General features: G+C 38.1%; 13 protein-coding genes. 7 read left to right on the forward strand and 6 right to left on the reverse strand.

The genetic code is table 11. The features are described 5' to 3' along the window. Positions 1-337 precede the first annotated feature (337 nt). The 7 genes from DUT68_RS17840 to DUT68_RS17870 all read left to right on the forward strand — a co-directional run bounded on the left by DUT68_RS17840 (position 338) and on the right by DUT68_RS17870 (position 7119). A complete protein-coding gene (locus DUT68_RS17840; protein WP_113639597.1) occupies positions 338-1240 on the forward strand; it encodes a GLPGLI family protein in 903 nt (300 codons plus the stop codon). 70 nt (positions 1241-1310) lie between these two features. Then, positions 1311-2267, forward strand: coding sequence for a GLPGLI family protein (locus DUT68_RS17845; RefSeq protein WP_113639598.1), 957 nt, complete (start codon positions 1311-1313; stop codon positions 2265-2267). Between the two features lie 66 nt (positions 2268-2333). Beyond that, positions 2334-4982: a carboxypeptidase-like regulatory domain-containing protein gene (locus DUT68_RS17850; protein ID WP_113639599.1), complete on the forward strand. Its 2649-nt coding sequence runs from the start codon at positions 2334-2336 to the stop codon at positions 4980-4982. 94 nt (positions 4983-5076) lie between these two features. Further along, entirely contained in the window at positions 5077-5646 is a 570-nt protein-coding gene (locus DUT68_RS17855) for a Crp/Fnr family transcriptional regulator (protein WP_113639600.1), read from the forward strand. A gap of 77 nt (positions 5647-5723) precedes the next feature. Further along, positions 5724-6080 (forward strand): YciI family protein, encoded by a 357-nt coding sequence (locus tag DUT68_RS17860; RefSeq protein ID WP_113639601.1) that lies wholly within the window; start codon positions 5724-5726, stop codon positions 6078-6080. A 10-nt stretch (positions 6081-6090) separates the two neighbouring features. Continuing rightward, positions 6091-6462 carry a DoxX family protein gene (locus tag DUT68_RS17865; RefSeq protein WP_113639602.1) on the forward strand — a complete coding sequence of 124 codons (372 nt, stop codon included), beginning with the start codon at positions 6091-6093 and terminating at the stop codon, positions 6460-6462. A gap of 165 nt (positions 6463-6627) precedes the next feature. Next, a complete protein-coding gene (locus DUT68_RS17870; RefSeq protein WP_198659638.1) occupies positions 6628-7119 on the forward strand; it encodes a hypothetical protein in 492 nt (163 codons plus the stop codon). A 71-nt stretch (positions 7120-7190) separates the two neighbouring features. On the opposite strand, the gene DUT68_RS17875 is transcribed toward DUT68_RS17870, so the two are convergent. The 6 genes from DUT68_RS17875 to DUT68_RS17900 all read right to left on the reverse strand — a co-directional run bounded on the left by DUT68_RS17875 (position 7191) and on the right by DUT68_RS17900 (position 16215). Next, entirely contained in the window at positions 7191-8675 is a 1485-nt protein-coding gene (locus DUT68_RS17875) for a M56 family metallopeptidase (RefSeq protein ID WP_113639603.1), read from the reverse strand. Between the two features lie 2 nt (positions 8676-8677). Further along, a complete protein-coding gene (locus tag DUT68_RS17880; protein ID WP_113639604.1) occupies positions 8678-9043 on the reverse strand; it encodes a BlaI/MecI/CopY family transcriptional regulator in 366 nt (121 codons plus the stop codon). A gap of 99 nt (positions 9044-9142) precedes the next feature. Then, complete coding sequence (locus DUT68_RS17885; RefSeq protein ID WP_237088376.1) at positions 9143-10516, reverse strand: polysaccharide lyase 6 family protein; 1374 nt, start codon at positions 10514-10516, stop codon at positions 9143-9145. Between the two features lie 2 nt (positions 10517-10518). Next, positions 10519-12810: a chondroitinase-B domain-containing protein gene (locus tag DUT68_RS17890; RefSeq protein ID WP_113639605.1), complete on the reverse strand. Its 2292-nt coding sequence runs from the start codon at positions 12808-12810 to the stop codon at positions 10519-10521. 202 nt (positions 12811-13012) lie between these two features. After that, entirely contained in the window at positions 13013-14593 is a 1581-nt protein-coding gene (locus tag DUT68_RS17895; protein WP_113639606.1) for a hypothetical protein, read from the reverse strand. Positions 14594-14604: 11 nt separating this feature from the next. After that, a complete protein-coding gene (locus DUT68_RS17900) occupies positions 14605-16215 on the reverse strand; it encodes a RagB/SusD family nutrient uptake outer membrane protein (RefSeq protein WP_113639607.1) in 1611 nt (536 codons plus the stop codon). Positions 16216-16221 lie beyond the last annotated feature (6 nt).

The following is a 16221-nucleotide window of genomic DNA, read 5'->3' on the forward strand; positions in this document are numbered from 1 at the left end:
TTCATACACAATAGCTTATCAAAAAATTAATTGGTTCATTGGTCATTAGTTCATTTGCCATTGGTCATTGGTTCATTGGTCATTAGTTCATTTGCTATTGGTTATTGGTTCATTGGTCATTAGTTCATTTGCCATTGGTTCAATGGTCATTAGTTCATTTGCCATTGGTTCAATGGTTATTGGTCATTGATCCATTGATCCATTGGTTATTAGTTCATTTGCCATTGGTCATTGATCCATTGGTCATTGGTTATTTAAACTCAGGTAGTTAAATTATGTTAAAACATTTCTTGGTTATTACGAATATTTCGTAGATTTACGAATAAATAAAAATTACATGGAAAAACTTGTACTATTTTTCATAGCACTACTTTTAATTGATACCGCTTTTGCACAGCAAATTCCCGAATTGGCAGTAGCAAAAGCAACCTATAATTTTATCCATGTACGAGATACGAATAACCGCAGTAAGCCTTACGAGGAAGAAATGTTATTAATGCTTGGGAAAAACAGCAGCAGGTTTACCAGTAATGTGAGGTTTAAGCAAGAGCTTGAATTTATAACAGGCATAGAAAGCCAAATAAAAGCTAACGGAGGAAGCTTGAATGGCTTAACTATAAAATCTAATCGCAAAAGGGCTACGCTTAACGAAGACTACCTTACTTTTTTCAATGAAAATAAAACAGCTTTAGTAACCCGACTTATCAACTACTATTTAGTGGAAGACAGCATTCCGCAAATCAGTTGGGAGATTAAAAAGGATACGGCAAATTTTTCAGGCATCAAATGTCAAAAAGCTACTGCTTGGTTTGGCGGCAGAAACTGGATTGCTTGGTTTGCATCAGCCCTACCCTTTCAAGCTGGACCTTGGAAATTGAATGGATTACCGGGATTGATTATCGAAGCGTATGACGATAAAAAAGACATACAATTTTTGTTCGCGGGATTTGAAGCAACCAACATTTCGGAAAAGGATAGACCTCAACAACAGCTTACCAAGGGTTTGGACATTTTCGCCCTGGCTAATGAAATTAAAGCGCCAAATAAAGCCATTAAAACAACCAAAGAAGAACTTAAAAAACTGGTGAAGGCAAGCAACGAAAATCCCGCGGGTTTTGCAAAGGCGCAACTTTCGGGAACACCATTTGCCCAATTAGCAGAGCTTGCATCTAAAACCAACGTAGTAGCTACAAATACCAACCCAGCTCCCATCATAAACAATCCCATAGAAATTAAGTAAAAATCAAATCAAAGTAATATAAAAACACCTTTTTATCTACGAAAAAATCGTAGAAAATTAATACAAACAAATGATGACTCATATGAAAATGCTAAAAACAACTTTAATTGCGAGCCTATTTTGCGCAAGCGCTTTTGCTCAAAACCCTGATAAAGCCTTAGCTAGGGTACGATACACTTTCTCGCACCTGCGTGACACTACTCAGCGGGATAATTTTTACACCGAAAACATGTTGTTAGTGGTGGGAAAAAATGCATCGGTTTTTACCAGCTACGACAAAATTAACCGCGACATTGAAATGCGGAAGCAAATAGAAGAGCAAATTAAAAATCAGGCAGGTGGACCAACAAGCATCAACATCAATAGAACTTCCGCCAAGCCCATTACCGCCATCGATTATTTCTACTTCGTTAATGAAAACAAGTTTTACACTAAGGACAGGATCATCAGCAGCTACTTAATTGAGGAAGAAGCACCTAAAATCGCTTGGAAAATTAGCAAGGATACCGCAAGTTTTTCAGGGGTAAAATGCCAAAAGGCAACCGCCCGTTTTAAGGGCAGAAATTGGATTGCTTGGTTTGCACCTGATTTGGCCTTCCAAAGTGGGCCTTGGAAATTAAACGGCTTACCCGGCTTAATCATTGAGGCACATGATGATAAAAATGAGGTGAAATTCCAGTTTGCTGGCATTGATAAGGTTGAAAGCTACAATAAAGCGAAGGATAGCGAGCAACCAGTAACAATGGCGAACGGTTCTACTGGTATAGTTAAAATTGGAGGAATGGATGCCGAATCGTATTTGAGTGGTGAAATTAAGTTACCAAGCGATGCGATAAAAACTACCCAAAAAGAAATAGACAAACTTAAAGAGGCTAGAGACAAAGATCCGCAAGGCTTTATGAATGCACAAATGGCAGCTCGTGGAATCAATTCAAATGTAAGCGTGAGTTCAAGGGTAGTTACGGCTCCTGGTGGGCCTAAAAAAATGGTAATCAACAACCCTATTGAATTACCAGAGAAAAAATAAACAAGCATTTCAAAAGGGAGATAAAGATTAGGTCTCCTTTTAAAAAAACCAAACACACAAATCAAAATGAAAAAGGTACTGTTCCTACTCATCAGCTTATTTAGCCTTTGTTTGCTATCGGCTAATGCCCAAAAACAAATTAAAGGAAAGGTTAAAGATCAACACGCCAAGCCTATCCCTTCTGTCATGGTTAGTTTAAAAGATAAGGAGGGAAACACACTTGGCTTTTCAAGAAGCAATGAAAAAGGTGATTTTAACCTGAGTACTGAGGAAGCGGGAACAGACCTTTTTTTAGAATTCAGCATTTTAGGCTACGAAAAAAAGAATCTTAGCTTGACTGATTTAAGCAAGAATCCAGAAGTGACTTTATCGGAAAGTCAAATTAACTTAAAAACTGTGGAGGTAAAAAACAGACCACGTTTAAGTTCCAATGGCGATACATTAAGTTACAAAACCTCCGATTTTTCGGACAAACAAGATAGAAGCATTGGTGACGTGCTGAAAAAGATGCCGGGTATTGAAGTTGCGGAGAATGGTAAAATTAGCTACAATGGCAAAAACATCTCCAATATGTACATTGACGGCGATAATTTACTGGAAGATAAATACGGCATTGGCACGAAGAGCATTCCGCATAGTGCTGTAGATAAAATTCAGGTAATAGAGAAAGATCAGCCTGTAAAAATGCTTCAAAAAAACAATACGAGTGATGATGTGGCGCTAAACCTGGTAATTAAAGATGAGGCAAAACTAAAAGTGATGGTCGATATCAAAGCGGGCCTAGGAACGCCAGATAGATTTGACGGGAATGCAAACGCCATGTTATTCAATAAAAAAGTGAAGTTTCTAAACAACATCAAAGGCAATAATATAGGCATTGATCCGGGTTTGGATTTAATGGCTTTTAACCCTTTGGGAAGCGAAAACACGAAGCCTTCCAACCTTTTATCTGCAGGAGCTGCAGGTGTGCCGGTACTCCCACAAAACAGAACCTTATTTAACAAAGCGGGGCAAGCAAACTTCAACAACCTATTCAAATTCAAAAACGACCTGCAGTTGCGGGCAAATGTTTCTTACCTGTATGACGAACGTAAGCAAGTTTACAACAAATCATCGGAAACGATACTTGCCGGACAGACTTTTGCCTATCAGGAAAACCAAGATAACTACATCAACCCACAGAAACTACGAGGACAATTTACTTTAAACGGAAACACCGATGATTATTATTTTAATAATGCTTTTATTGCTGAATATCTACCTGTTCGTACAAATTCTAACGTATTTATTAACGGCGTAGGCGCATTCCAGTCGTTAAAGCAGGATATGTTTACCTTATCCAACGATTTGGCTTACCGCAAAAAGCTAAAATCGGGTAATATTTTACATTTTTCCTCATCATTGAGCCGTAGCACACAGCCAGAAAATTTAGACATCAAGCCTGGACTTAATCAAGATATTTTAAACAATGGAAATCCGTACAACAGTTTAAATCAATTTTTGGATTTACCTACGTTTTATACCAACAACTTTGTTTCTATGGCTTTTCCGAAAGGTAAATTTGTACAAACTTATCGGGCAGGTTTTTTGGTACAGCAGCAAACTCTTGAAAGCACGCTTAACAAAACTCAAACCAGCGGGCTTACGGAGCTTGCCACAGCCAATAGCTTAAATGATTTAAAATGGCTTCGCTCCAAGTGGTATGTAGAAAATGTATACGAATATACTTCGGATAAATTAACAGCTAGCCTACGCATTCCGGCAAGCTATAACACCATCAATTATAAGGATAGCAACCACAATTTAGATGAAAATGTGAATCGTTTTTTTGTAAATCCTTATTTAAACATCAAATATCAAACCAGCCCGGAAAACTACGTGAATTTTGCTTATGCATTTCGTAACAACCTAGGCACTATTGATGATTTGTACAACGGAATCGTTTTACGCAATTACCGCTCATTTTTTGCTAACAATGCTCCCCTATCGGAAAATTCGCAACATGGTTTTTCAGGAAGTTTTAATTTCAAAAAAGCCATTGATATGATATTCGGCAATGTATCACTATCCTACAACATTACCGATATGAACACCATATCATCATTCACTATTAGCAACAATAGTCAAGTGAGAGTTGTGCTTCCTTTAGAAAACCAGATGAAAAGCTTGGGCTTAAATACCGGATTGAGCAAATATCTATTTTCATTAAGAAGCACGGTTAGTGCAGGCTTTGCCTTTAGCCGTAGTGAGTACCAACAATTACAAAACGGTCAGTTACTACCTTTTGAAAGTGATGCCTACAGTTACAAAGCTGGCATTGAGGCAAAACTGAATAAGTTCATGAATTTTTCCTACAACGGAACTTTTTCCAACAGCATTAATAAGGCAAAAGGTACGGGCGTAAGTACCAATTATCAACAATTAAGGCAACAAGGTGGTTTAGCTATTACGATGTTCAAATCTGTATTTTTAAATCTTTCTGCCGAACACATTTTTACCCATCAATCTAGTCAGCCCGATTTAAAATACCTTTTTGCCGATGCGAACATTAGATATAAAGTGCTGAAATTAAAAACCGATTTAGAATTTGGCATCACCAATATTGCCAACGTTAAAAGATTTGAGGCAATTAACGTAACAGCTAACTCGTTAACGGTAGGTACTTATGAAATTCCGGGTCGGGTAGCCATGCTTAAAGCTACCTTCAACTACTAGTATTTCATCAAATTTTAAGTCTTGCATCATCGATTGGTTAGATTGATTTATGCAAGACTTTTTTATATTTGGATAAGACCAATGAAAAAACGAAATGATAGAAGTTTTACGGCAGCACATCACCAACAGGCTCGGAAAAGATATCGACAACTTGGATATTGTATTAACCAAGTTTAAACCGCTCAAAACTTCTAGAAATCAGCAAATCCTCACTGAGGGCGAAATATGCAAATACGTTTATTTTATTGCAAGTGGCTGCCTACAGGTATATACACACGACAGTGAAATGCGTGAAACCACTCGGGATATTGTAACGGAAGATCATTGGTGTAGCGAACTGATCAGCTTTGGTAGTGAAAAGCCTGCCACAGAAAACATCAGAGCCATAGAACCTTGCGAACTACTAGCGATAGATAGGAAGGGATTTCAGGAGATGATGGAAACTGTGCCGCAGTTCGACAAAGTATATCGGCAAATATTAGAGGCTTCCTACGCAAATTCAGTTTATAGAATCAATACCTTCGTTGCACTTTCGGCATTAGACCGCATCAAATGGTTGATGCAAAACCGCCCTACATTAATGACCCGTGTTTCGAGCAAGCTTATTGCTTCCTATTTGGGTATTAATAAGGATGTTTTTAGCAGACTTAAAGCCAAAATCTAATTTGTAGACTTTTGTCATCGTTTAAAAAAATTGTGCTTCGCAAATTGCATCATCATTCACAATTTAATTTTTTAACAATGACATCGTATCTTTTATTATTTCGCAATGCAAGCGCAGCAAACGGTTATTTAGCTACTTTGCAGGATATGGCCGAAGACATGCCCAAATGGGAAGCGTGGATTGGTAACATCGCCATGAAGGGAAAGCTAGTTAGTACAGCTCCAATACAATACAGTGGCTCAATTGTAAGCGCAAATGGCACAAAAAACGACCAGCCATACAAAGAGGTTAATAGCGTTTTAATATCGGGCTTTTTAATTTGCCAAAGCGAAAGCCTCGAAGAAGTACAGCAATGGAGCAAAAGTTGCCCTATCCTAAAATACCCAAACAGCTCGGTAGAGATTAGAGCTATGGTTCCATTCCCAATTAGTTAAGGAGGTTGAAATGGAAAAAATTTTAAATTTAGGCAGATACCTGTTCCCGTTATCGTTTTTACTTTATGTTGGACTTCATTTTGGGAAACCCGAAGTTGGAACTAGCTTCATTCCAACATGGATACCATTTGCACTTTTTTGGGACTACTTTACCGGATTACTTATACTGGCATTTATCATCAGTAGCTTAATTGGCCGATACGATAAATTAGCAAGCCTACTCATGGCAATTTACGTAACGTTGATGATTGTTATTGTACATATTCCCCGTGCCGCTGAGTATGAAAACGATATGCTCAACATTTTTAGAAACATAATGATTATTGGCGCATTATTGATTTACGCTAAATATGTTGCAAAAGACAAGCGTATAATTGGTTAAAGCAATCATAATTTGCTCCCGGATACCTTTAGTTATTTGGGTACTGATGCTTGAAGGCATATGAAATTAGACCAAACTTTGTATATTTGAAGCAATGTTCCAAGCTAACGTTGAGCAACCTACAAAGCAACGAACATCTACCCGAAATCAATAACATAAAATAAAATGAAAACAAAAATTGTAACGTTAGCAGCGGTAACAGGCCTATTGTTTGCGGCCTGCCAAAGCAGTTCAACAACAACCGGAGAAAACAAAAATGCAAATGCAGCACAACAAGCAAGCAAAACAGAAAACATTGCGTTTGTGGTAGCCAAAAACTATTTCGTGAATAATACACTCACTAAATTGGACAGCCCTAAAATTGAAACTGCCGAAAAGTTTAATGCCGCTTTCGGGATGGCAGCAACTATGGGCAAAGATGGCAAGCCTACTGAAATTGATTTCAACAAGCAGTATGTGATTGCCCTTGTATTGCCAGAAACTGATTTAGCTACCAATATTGAACCCCTTAGCTTGCAAAAAGCTGAAAATGGCGATATTAAATTTAATTACAAGGTAGTAGCTGGAGAAAAACAATCCTATAAAATTAGACCGAATTTAGCTATTGTAGTAGATAAGGCAAATAACGGAAATGTTGTGTTAAATGAAGTAAAATAAAGCTACAAAAAAGGCATCAAACCAGTAAAAACTAGTTTGATGCCTTAAATACGCTAACCTTATTTCCGAACTTAGTTCTTTTTGGTTTCGATAAAAATTTGAGGCTTGTTTGAGTTGTTCTTCATTACGTTAACTTGAACAATTTCGTTAGGATTAATCTTTTTGAAATCAGCGACATCTGCTACTTTACCATTCACTAAATATTCCACTTGCTGCTTACTGATATTAGCGGTATCACTTATTTTAACGGCTCTAATTACAATCCTCTTTTCTCCGTCTGGAGGAGGCATTTCATTTGTTCTCGCCTTTCTAAAACCAACGCTTATATCATTAATTACAGCTTGATTTGCTTTACCGGTGCTGTCCGCTCTAACGAAAATGAAGTTTTTTTCCAAAGAATGACGAATGATTTTCGCATCTTCAGGAATGTTGAATTTTACGCGTAGTTGAGCAACCAGTTCATCTAAATTAGGCATTCCTTTTTTCAAACTATCCCTATTTATGCTGATAGTGTTAACAACAACATTTGCGAAGGGAACCGTATCGTTATTATTGCTTTTCGGATGAGCTATTTTTTTAACACCGCTTTTCACTAGTGTTGCCTCGGCTTTTTTAAGGTTGGATTTAGTTATCGTTGGAATGGTATCTATACCCACAATTTTTGATAACATTGGGATATGGGTTTTGATATCCTTTTTTGAAACCGTAAAAGCCAACGTAACCGCCAAAACAGGAATAATTAGCGCATATCTTCCCAAATTAATTTTTGATGAACGCTTCAAATTCATCATCTGAATACGTTTTTTTAAATCAGAAAGGTTAAAATTATTGACAATTGCAACCGATGCATTTAATTGCCCAACTCCCAGTAAACTGTACTGATAAGCCTTTTTATCCATGCCTTTTTTAAGTATGCGCTGGTCGGTGATAAATTCCAAGTTCTCTTTAACCGCCTTTTTCATTAACCAAACTCCTGGATTGAACCAGTAGAACACCACACTTAACTCGGCCAAAATGATATCCAGGGTATGCCACTGTTTAACGTGTACCATTTCATGCGCTAAAATTGCATCCAGCTCATTATCACTATGCAAATTTGGATTTACATACACTGTTTGCCAAAATGAAAACGGGCTCACGCTATCTTTCAATAAACGTACTTGATAATTGGCCACTTTACCCGGGCTTGATTTACGATGGATTTTATACAATGATAAGAACTGTACGGCCAAGCGTAAAGTCATCAAAAGCACCCCTAAATAAAATACTGCACTTAGTATAGGCCAATTATTGATGAAAAAACCCTTTGGCATTAAATCAGCGGCCTGTTGATTGAGTTGAGGCAAATAAGCAACCACGCCGCTATCCATTTGTTGCTGATGGAAAAAATCTGTTAAATCAATAAAAGGATAAACCGTTGAAAACAGAATACCTAGCACCAAAAAGCAACGATTTAAGATATAAAAAGTTAACCTTCGGAGTACTAAATGATAAGTTGCTGCAAACAAAAGCAGCACCAAATTAATTTTTAACAGAATGATAAAAAGCTGTGGCATTGCTACTGATCTTGAGGTTTCTCGATAAGGTCAATTATCTCCTTTAGTTCCGCTGCACTAATTTTCTTGTCTTTGGCGAAAAAGGCAACCAACTCTTTATAAGAATTTTGGAAATAACTATTCACAAAGCCATTCATGAACCTCTTTTTATAGTCGGCTTCTTTTACTTTAGCGCTATATCTTATTGCGTTTGCATAACGCTCACCTTTTAAATAACCCTTACGCTCCAAATTTTTCACGGTTGATGCTACGGTAGTGTATGGCGCTTTTGGTTCGGGCATGGCATCCATAAAATCCTTAATAAAACCAGGACCTACCTGCCAAACGGCTAACATTGCTTCCTCTTCTTGTTGTGTTAGTTTTTCCATCTATTACTACGAAATAATCGTAAATATACGAAACTATTTATTATTTACCAGTCAGATAAACAGTAATTTAAAATAGTTTTGAAGAGAGTTTAAAACTGACTATTTAAACAAGAAGCTGCGATTATCCTTTTTCCACTCCGGACCTACAATAACATCAAGCCAAAAAGGTTTTTTAAGGGCTGATTTTCGTTGCCAAATCCCATCTGAAAGTTGCAAATCAGTGCCCAGTTTTACAAAACCAGTGCTTAAGCTAGTACCATCAGCTTGATTATTTTGTATTTTCAAATTTGCAGGTTCATCGGTCATGGTAATTAATGTACCAGGATTAAGCACATAATTACCGCTAATATTAACGCCATCTGGCGCTACCACCCTTTTGGAATCTTTGCCTGCTCCCAACACAAAGGCTTCTTTACTATTCACAATGATATTTCTTTGAACGTCGGCATTTTTTACCTGCCAGTAATCACTTAAAGCCGGATTTTCAAAGGCATTCATGATAGATATCGAAGCTCTTAACGAAGTACCCGCTATTTTGTACAGGTAATTATCGTATACCTTTTGATTTTCGCCAATGATACGTACGCCACCAGTATTCGACACATCATTCCCAACAAAATAGTTAGCGCTTACCTCTGAGTGATTACCATGCCTAAAAGTTACCGTACCAACGCATTCGTAGAACAAGTTATTGAGAATTTTATTGTAGCCAGATTTGATGGATATGATTTCAATTTCACCGTTGCACTTATCAAAAATGTTGTTCTCCACAGTGGTGTAAGAATCATTCATGGAGTAAGTGCTTGTACCAATACGAATGGTTTCTCCGCCGTTGACGCCTAAATCTGGTCGTGGGCCGAAATAATTATGATCAATTTGGTGATAATTTGCTTTATCATCTAACCAAACTACCAGTGTGGTACCTTGGTGAGTTTTGCCGGAGATGGAGCAGTGATCTACGCGATTTTTTGTACCATACAAGGAAACCCATTTGTAGTCAACGGTTTTGTCAGCAGGATTGTAATCTTCGATGCTGGTATTGGTGAGGCGGCAATTACTGCTGGTTTTAGTAAAAATCACCACATCATCTTTCAACGAAAAACCATTTTTAAATGATAAACCATCCACCGTGAGCCACTCTCCGTCAATCTTTAAATTGGAGTTGCCGCTAAGAATTACCGACCCTTTTGTTTCAGCAACCAGGGTAATCGGTTTTTCAGCTGTTCCCTTACCTTTAAAGTTAACCTGCTGACTTTTCCAGTCGCCATTTTTCATGATCACTTTATCGCCTGCCACCAAATTAAGTGCATTTAATTCCGTTGCCGAACTCACCGTGTACACATTATTGTTATTTTGCTGTACCTGCTGCTCCTTTTGCTTAACAGCATCATCAACATTAGATGCTGCACACGAACTAAAACCAATAAGGTTAATGAGCATAAAGCCCCAAACTAAGCTTCTATAATTTTTCATGTTTAATTGCTAAGTAAATTTGCGCCAATTGTTTTTCCGTTAGGACTTTTTACCAAAAGCTTTTGGTTTGGCTGTAGTTTAAAAATATTTGGACCTATCAATTTGCCATAAAACGAATCTATTTTACCAGATTGATAAAAATTACAATTGTTCACCAGAATATCATCCCAGCGGAACTCCCTAAAATCTAGGGACCTGCCACCTTTTCCGCTATTGACGAAATTAGTATTGATTACCCTTGCGTATTGTACACCCAAAAGTTTAACCGCAGCGCCTTGTTCCCTATTATCCACTTCGTTAATGGTACAGTTTTCAATGGTTACGAAAGGACCTAAAGTACTCTCGTCATTTCCTCCACGATATACATTGATGGCGCTTCCCAAAATTTGCGAGAAAACACAGTTTTTGATGATGGTATATTCTGAACCGTAAATTCCTTTATCATCTTTCTCTTCCGCCAAGTTAATACCCGAACCAGAAATATTTCTAAATAAGGAATTGGTGATGACCAAACTATCCGCCAATGTTGATTTACTTCCCTTAAAGCCAGCGAAGGTACTCTCATTAAAATCGTAAAATTCGCAGCCATCAATAAATGCTTTGTAAGTTTTGTTCATTGGTTTTTCTGTAGAGCGAATGCCGCAGCGAACATCCCCACTACTACCGAAAGCGCCTTTAAAGGCAATACCTTTAACTTTAACCGATGCTCCATTTTCGATAGTGATAAATGCGGCCAAGGTTTTAGTGCTACTATTTACCAGCACTGGTTTTGCTGTTAAACCTGCAGCGGCTCTGATAATGATGGATTTATCGACAATGATTTCATCTTCTAGTTCGTAAAAGCCAGTATCAGTTAGCTCCAACACATCTCCATCTGTTAAAGTTGCTATCATTTGCGGTAGCTTTTTACTTTCTTTAGCAGCAACACGAACCGTTTTCTGATTGGCGTTGGTAGTTTTTATCTCCTGTTTGTACCATGTTGCACCAACATCATTTTTTTGAACGAAGCCCATTTTTTTAAGCGGCGCACCAAAACCATCTAAATAAGGAAAAACCATACCATTGATGGTTACCGAACCCGGTTTTTGAAAAGCGAAACCACTTGGAGCATTTCCATTTGACCCTAGTGCATTGCTAGCTACAACTACGCCCCTATCGTTATTTTCATCAGCGTAAATTGGAACTGTTGGACTAACAAGCAAGTTCTTTGAAAACAGCACCTTTTGTGGTGACAGCGTACGTTCAGCATCTTTACCAGCACCAAACAACAAGGTTTGGCAATTGATAAAGGTGTTGTTGGTGATTTCTACATCTACCACTTGATAATACCTATTGATCAGCGAATTTGGCACACCGTTCATTAAAGCAAGCGGCGACCTGAACGCAGTACCTTTTAAATCTTTAAATACGTTATCTATCACTTTGTGACCAGGGTTGATTACCCTTACGCCGCCAGTAAAAGGTTTGTTATTGCCCAAAAACAAATTACCCTGCACCACATTTTTAGCGCCATGCCTTAATACCAAACTTCCTTCACATTCAAAAAAAGTATTGAAACTGATGTTATTTTCGCCAGATTTGATGGACACAATTTCAACTTCGCCACTGCATCTTTCAAAATAGTTGTGAACAATTTGAGTGCGAGATGAGGTTAACGAATACCTAGAAACGCCAATTCGGATAGTTTCGCCACCGTTGGAACCAAAGCGTTGACGACCGTTGAAATAATTGGAATCAATGCTATGATAGTTTTGCTGGCTTCTTTCATCATTCAATTCGGCAATAATTACAGGCCCAGCATTTAGTTTATTGGTAAATGTGTTGTGATCCACACGATTATTTTTACCCCAAAGTGCCACCCATGAATCAGCTGCAAAACGCTCCAGCTGACTGAAATTTTCTACGGCAAACTGCGTGATACGGCAGTGATTAGCCAAATTGTTGTTATCCACACGGAAAGTGATGAGATGCTCTTTTGGACTGTAGCCATTATTAAAGTGAAATCCTTTAATGTAAATGTATTCGCCACCAATTTTAAGGTTTGATTTTCCCGTAATTTTTACGCTATTGCCTTTCTCGGGCTTTACCCAAATAGGCTGCGTTTTAGTGCCTTTACCAGAAATTACCAACTGTACGTTGGCCCAAACCTGATCCTTTAATAAAATCACATCACCTGGTTTAGCTTTAGCGGCGGCTGTTTTTAATTCTGATGATGTACTTACTAAAATTTCTTCGGCATGAAGGGAAAAAGCGGCAACGAACAGGAAAAAGATTGAGCAAAGAAACTTGGACATTTTTGGTTGGTTGGTTGTTTGGGTATTGGATTTTGGTTATTGATTATTGGTCATTGGTTATTGATCATTGGTTATTGATCATTGATTATTGATTATTGGTCATTTTAAATATTTTGGATATTAACCTGCCGCTATCGATCGGTAGAAGAACAATCTTCAAGCCGATCGAAATGCATGCAAGCACATATAAACCAAAAAAATCTTATTTCTGTATGTAGATATCGAATTTAATTGTAGAGTTTCCAACTGGATTAGCTACTACACACTCCTTCACATGAATTACCGCTAATTTAGAAGAACTCGGATTGCCGATGTCAGGGATTTTCACTGCAATTAAGTTTGCGTTAGTAGCATTAAAAATTGAACTGCTAGGCGTTGCAGCAGCATCGTATCTAGGTCCGCTACTGCTGATAGACAAAGCTCCAACTCTTGTAGCGAGATCATCCAACTTACCAGCCGCTAGGTCGTCGTAAACTAGTTTTTCAGCCGTTACAGTTGGCAATAACACCCTAAATCTTGTGGCACGCATATCTGCAGCTGGACGTGAAAGTACCCACGACACCCCGTTACACCTAAAATTTGATGCTACGTTAGTGGTATTGGTAGGTGCATAAAATGTTGGGCCACTGCTTGTAGCGTAAAACAAGAATGCCATTGTTAGTTCGCTTGCATTTAATTCACAGTTGCCTTTGGTGCTACCGTCAGTATCGAAGAAAATGGTATTGGTACCAGTAGTTTGAGCATTCATGGTTACATCCCTGTACACTTTACTGAAATAAGTAACATTTAGCGGTATAATTAATTCCGATTGTAAATCATCTGTATCTATGGCAATTAATTTGATATGCTCTGCTCTCATAGCGTAGTTGTAACTACCACTGTAAGTATACGTTTTCACAGCATTTAAATTACTTGTAGAACCCAACAACTTATAAGTGCCATCCCTATCATCATAAATATCTACTCTTTTTAAACCAGTAATTGACGTAATTTGCCCGTTTACCGCCGTAGCACCCGAAGTGTTTGGCGTAATTGAAGCAGAGAAGTTCAGAAACTTAGGCTTGAAAATAGAAACATCAACAGGCATGTTGACAATGATTTCACTTGTTTGATTGTAAATATCTGTGGCCCTAACCTTAATATGTTGTGCAGCCTTGCGATAAGTATAAGCGTAGTTTAGCGCATATTGCTTTACATTATTTATACCAGTAATGCTATTAACTAAGACGTACACATTTTCAGTCTGGAAATCATCTAAGATATCCACCTGTTTTATGCCATAGTCAGAGGTGATATTTCCAGTAATTGATGTAGTGCCTCCGTTTAAATCAGCAGTGAGGCTAGCTGGAAATGCACTAAACTGAGGTACCGTTGGATCAAAATACTTGATAGTGATAAAACCTTCCAACGAGCTATTGTTACCTTGTTTCACTAAAACCTTTACCCCTTTAACGGCGCTCATGTTATTCACCGGAAAAGCTGTTAACGGAATGGATAATTGATAAGTTGGCGTAACTGCTCCCTTGTTATCAGTAACGTGAATTAGCGAATCTGTTTTATTGGTACGTACCAAATAGCAGTAAACAAATTTTACTCCATCTGCTGCCGAGATATCACTTTTCAGCTCGTCACCTAAATCAAATGTTTTAGTTGCCCGGTTAAACGTGTACTCTTGGGTACTCACAGTTCCATCGCCAACATCAGAAAATTCATTCTTTTTACAACCAATAATTATTGTGATGGCTAAGCAGCAAAACAATAATATGCTAAGGATTTTTTTCATTGTTTAATTCTTTAATATCCTGGGTTTTGTTGAATTTTTATATCCGTATTCGTATCTATTTCGCGTTGCGGAATAGGTAATAATAACTTTTCATTGGTAACGTTTGCCTGCAAAGTGGCCAAAGGAATAACTGGCGTAAATCTTCTGTAGTACTCCTGATATTCATTAGCATAATGTGTTTGTATAGTGCTAACCGCCTGACCAAAACGTATCAAATCAAACAAGCGCTGATTTTCAAATGCAAACTCTAAGCGGCGTTCTTTAAGTAGAGCAGCTAGGAAATCGGTATTGGTTGCAATTGACGGTGCCCCGCTTGCTGGATATTTGTAAAATGCAGAGGTAAATGTGCCTGTGGTGTAATTCACCGCTCCTGCCCTTTCACGGATTTGATTGATAATCGCCATAGAAGAACCTGCTGGGCCATCGTAGCCTTGCGCTTCGGCTTTCATTAACAAAATATCTGCAAACCTCAATACCGTAAAGTCATTTTCACCATCACCAGCCACTACTACTTTTGAAAAAAACTTGTTGACGTAGTAAGGTGTGGTACTGTTAGCATAAATAGAGATAGTAGCATCTCTACGGGTATCATTAGCGATAGCTGAACCAGTGGTAAATGCGCCGTAAATACTTGTACTTGGGTAATTAAAACCGCTACCATCTCCGTTGATAATGGCATCACCACTGCTTGCAGGAGCAAATAAATTTGGCATTGGGTTTCCTAAACCAACCAAGCCCGCTTTGTAACGCACTGCAAACAAAATCTCTTTATTCATTTCGTTATTGACAGCGAAAACACGAGGAAAAGTACTTTCTAAACCATAACCGCTGTTGGCAATGATATCGTTTAGTAACGTTAAAGCATCAGCATTGCGTGGCACTGGCAAGGTTAAAAACACCTTTGCTAAAAGGCCTTTTGCAGCCCAAGAATTGGCTCTACCCAAATCAGTAGATGGAATTTGGCCAAATGGCCTAGCGCTAGCTAAGTTAACAGCTGCTTCTAAATCTTTAACAATTAAATTGTAGCACTCATTAACCGAAGAGCGATTAATTTTACGGGCTTGTGCAGCATCTACAGGTTCGGTTACAATAAAAACGCCACCGTACAAACGCACCAAGTTGAAATAATGATAGGCTCTAATAAACAATGCTTGTCCGGCCAATTCATTGCGTTGTGCATCGGTTACATCAGCCGTAGGCTTACCAAATACCAATTGATTGTTTTGATAGCTTACGCCCAAACTACGCAACACATAGTTTACGTTACGGATATTTTTGTAAACCGCTAACCAGTAGTTGTAAATTTGCTGATGCGATGGACCTGCCGTATACAAATTAAGCACGTTAAGCTCCATGTTAACGTTAGTGGTACTATTTACTGAACGCTGACGAGCATTATCGGATCTTAGTTCCGTGAATTGCCATTCGGTTAGTAAAGGCTCCTGCATCCCATTGTAACAGCCACTTAAGGCAACATTTACTTCTTTATAATTTTTATAGTAGTTGTCAACCACCTCATTAGATATAGGCTCTTGATCTACAAGCTTTTTACAAGAAGTAGATGCCAAAGCCAGAGATACCACTATGATGAAGCGAATTGATAGTTTATTGAATTGTTTCATGATAAA

The sequence above is a fragment of the Pedobacter zeaxanthinifaciens genome (genome assembly GCF_003313335.1).
Taxonomy (GTDB): domain Bacteria; phylum Bacteroidota; class Bacteroidia; order Sphingobacteriales; family Sphingobacteriaceae; genus Pedobacter; species Pedobacter zeaxanthinifaciens.

Bases quoted from the DNA above. Each gene is read 5' to 3' on its own strand.
- DUT68_RS17845 (WP_113639598.1), top strand. From the start codon at position 1,311: ATGATGACTCATATGAAAATGCTAAAAACAACTTTAATTGCGAGCCTA.
- DUT68_RS17870 (WP_198659638.1), top strand. From the start codon at position 6,628: ATGAAAACAAAAATTGTAACGTTAGCAGCGGTAACAGGCCTATTGTTT.
- DUT68_RS17880 (WP_113639604.1), bottom strand. From the start codon at position 9,043: ATGGAAAAACTAACACAACAAGAAGAGGAAGCAATGTTAGCCGTTTGG.
- DUT68_RS17885 (WP_237088376.1), bottom strand. From the start codon at position 10,516: ATGAAAAATTATAGAAGCTTAGTTTGGGGCTTTATGCTCATTAACCTT.
- DUT68_RS17860 (WP_113639601.1), top strand. From the start codon at position 5,724: ATGACATCGTATCTTTTATTATTTCGCAATGCAAGCGCAGCAAACGGT.
- DUT68_RS17840 (WP_113639597.1), top strand. From the start codon at position 338: ATGGAAAAACTTGTACTATTTTTCATAGCACTACTTTTAATTGATACC.
- DUT68_RS17855 (WP_113639600.1), top strand. From the start codon at position 5,077: ATGATAGAAGTTTTACGGCAGCACATCACCAACAGGCTCGGAAAAGAT.
- DUT68_RS17850 (WP_113639599.1), top strand. From the start codon at position 2,334: ATGAAAAAGGTACTGTTCCTACTCATCAGCTTATTTAGCCTTTGTTTG.
- DUT68_RS17865 (WP_113639602.1), top strand. From the start codon at position 6,091: ATGGAAAAAATTTTAAATTTAGGCAGATACCTGTTCCCGTTATCGTTT.
- DUT68_RS17875 (WP_113639603.1), bottom strand. From the start codon at position 8,675: ATGCCACAGCTTTTTATCATTCTGTTAAAAATTAATTTGGTGCTGCTT.
- DUT68_RS17895 (WP_113639606.1), bottom strand. From the start codon at position 14,593: ATGAAAAAAATCCTTAGCATATTATTGTTTTGCTGCTTAGCCATCACA.
- DUT68_RS17900 (WP_113639607.1), bottom strand. From the start codon at position 16,215: ATGAAACAATTCAATAAACTATCAATTCGCTTCATCATAGTGGTATCT.
- DUT68_RS17890 (WP_113639605.1), bottom strand. From the start codon at position 12,810: ATGTCCAAGTTTCTTTGCTCAATCTTTTTCCTGTTCGTTGCCGCTTTT.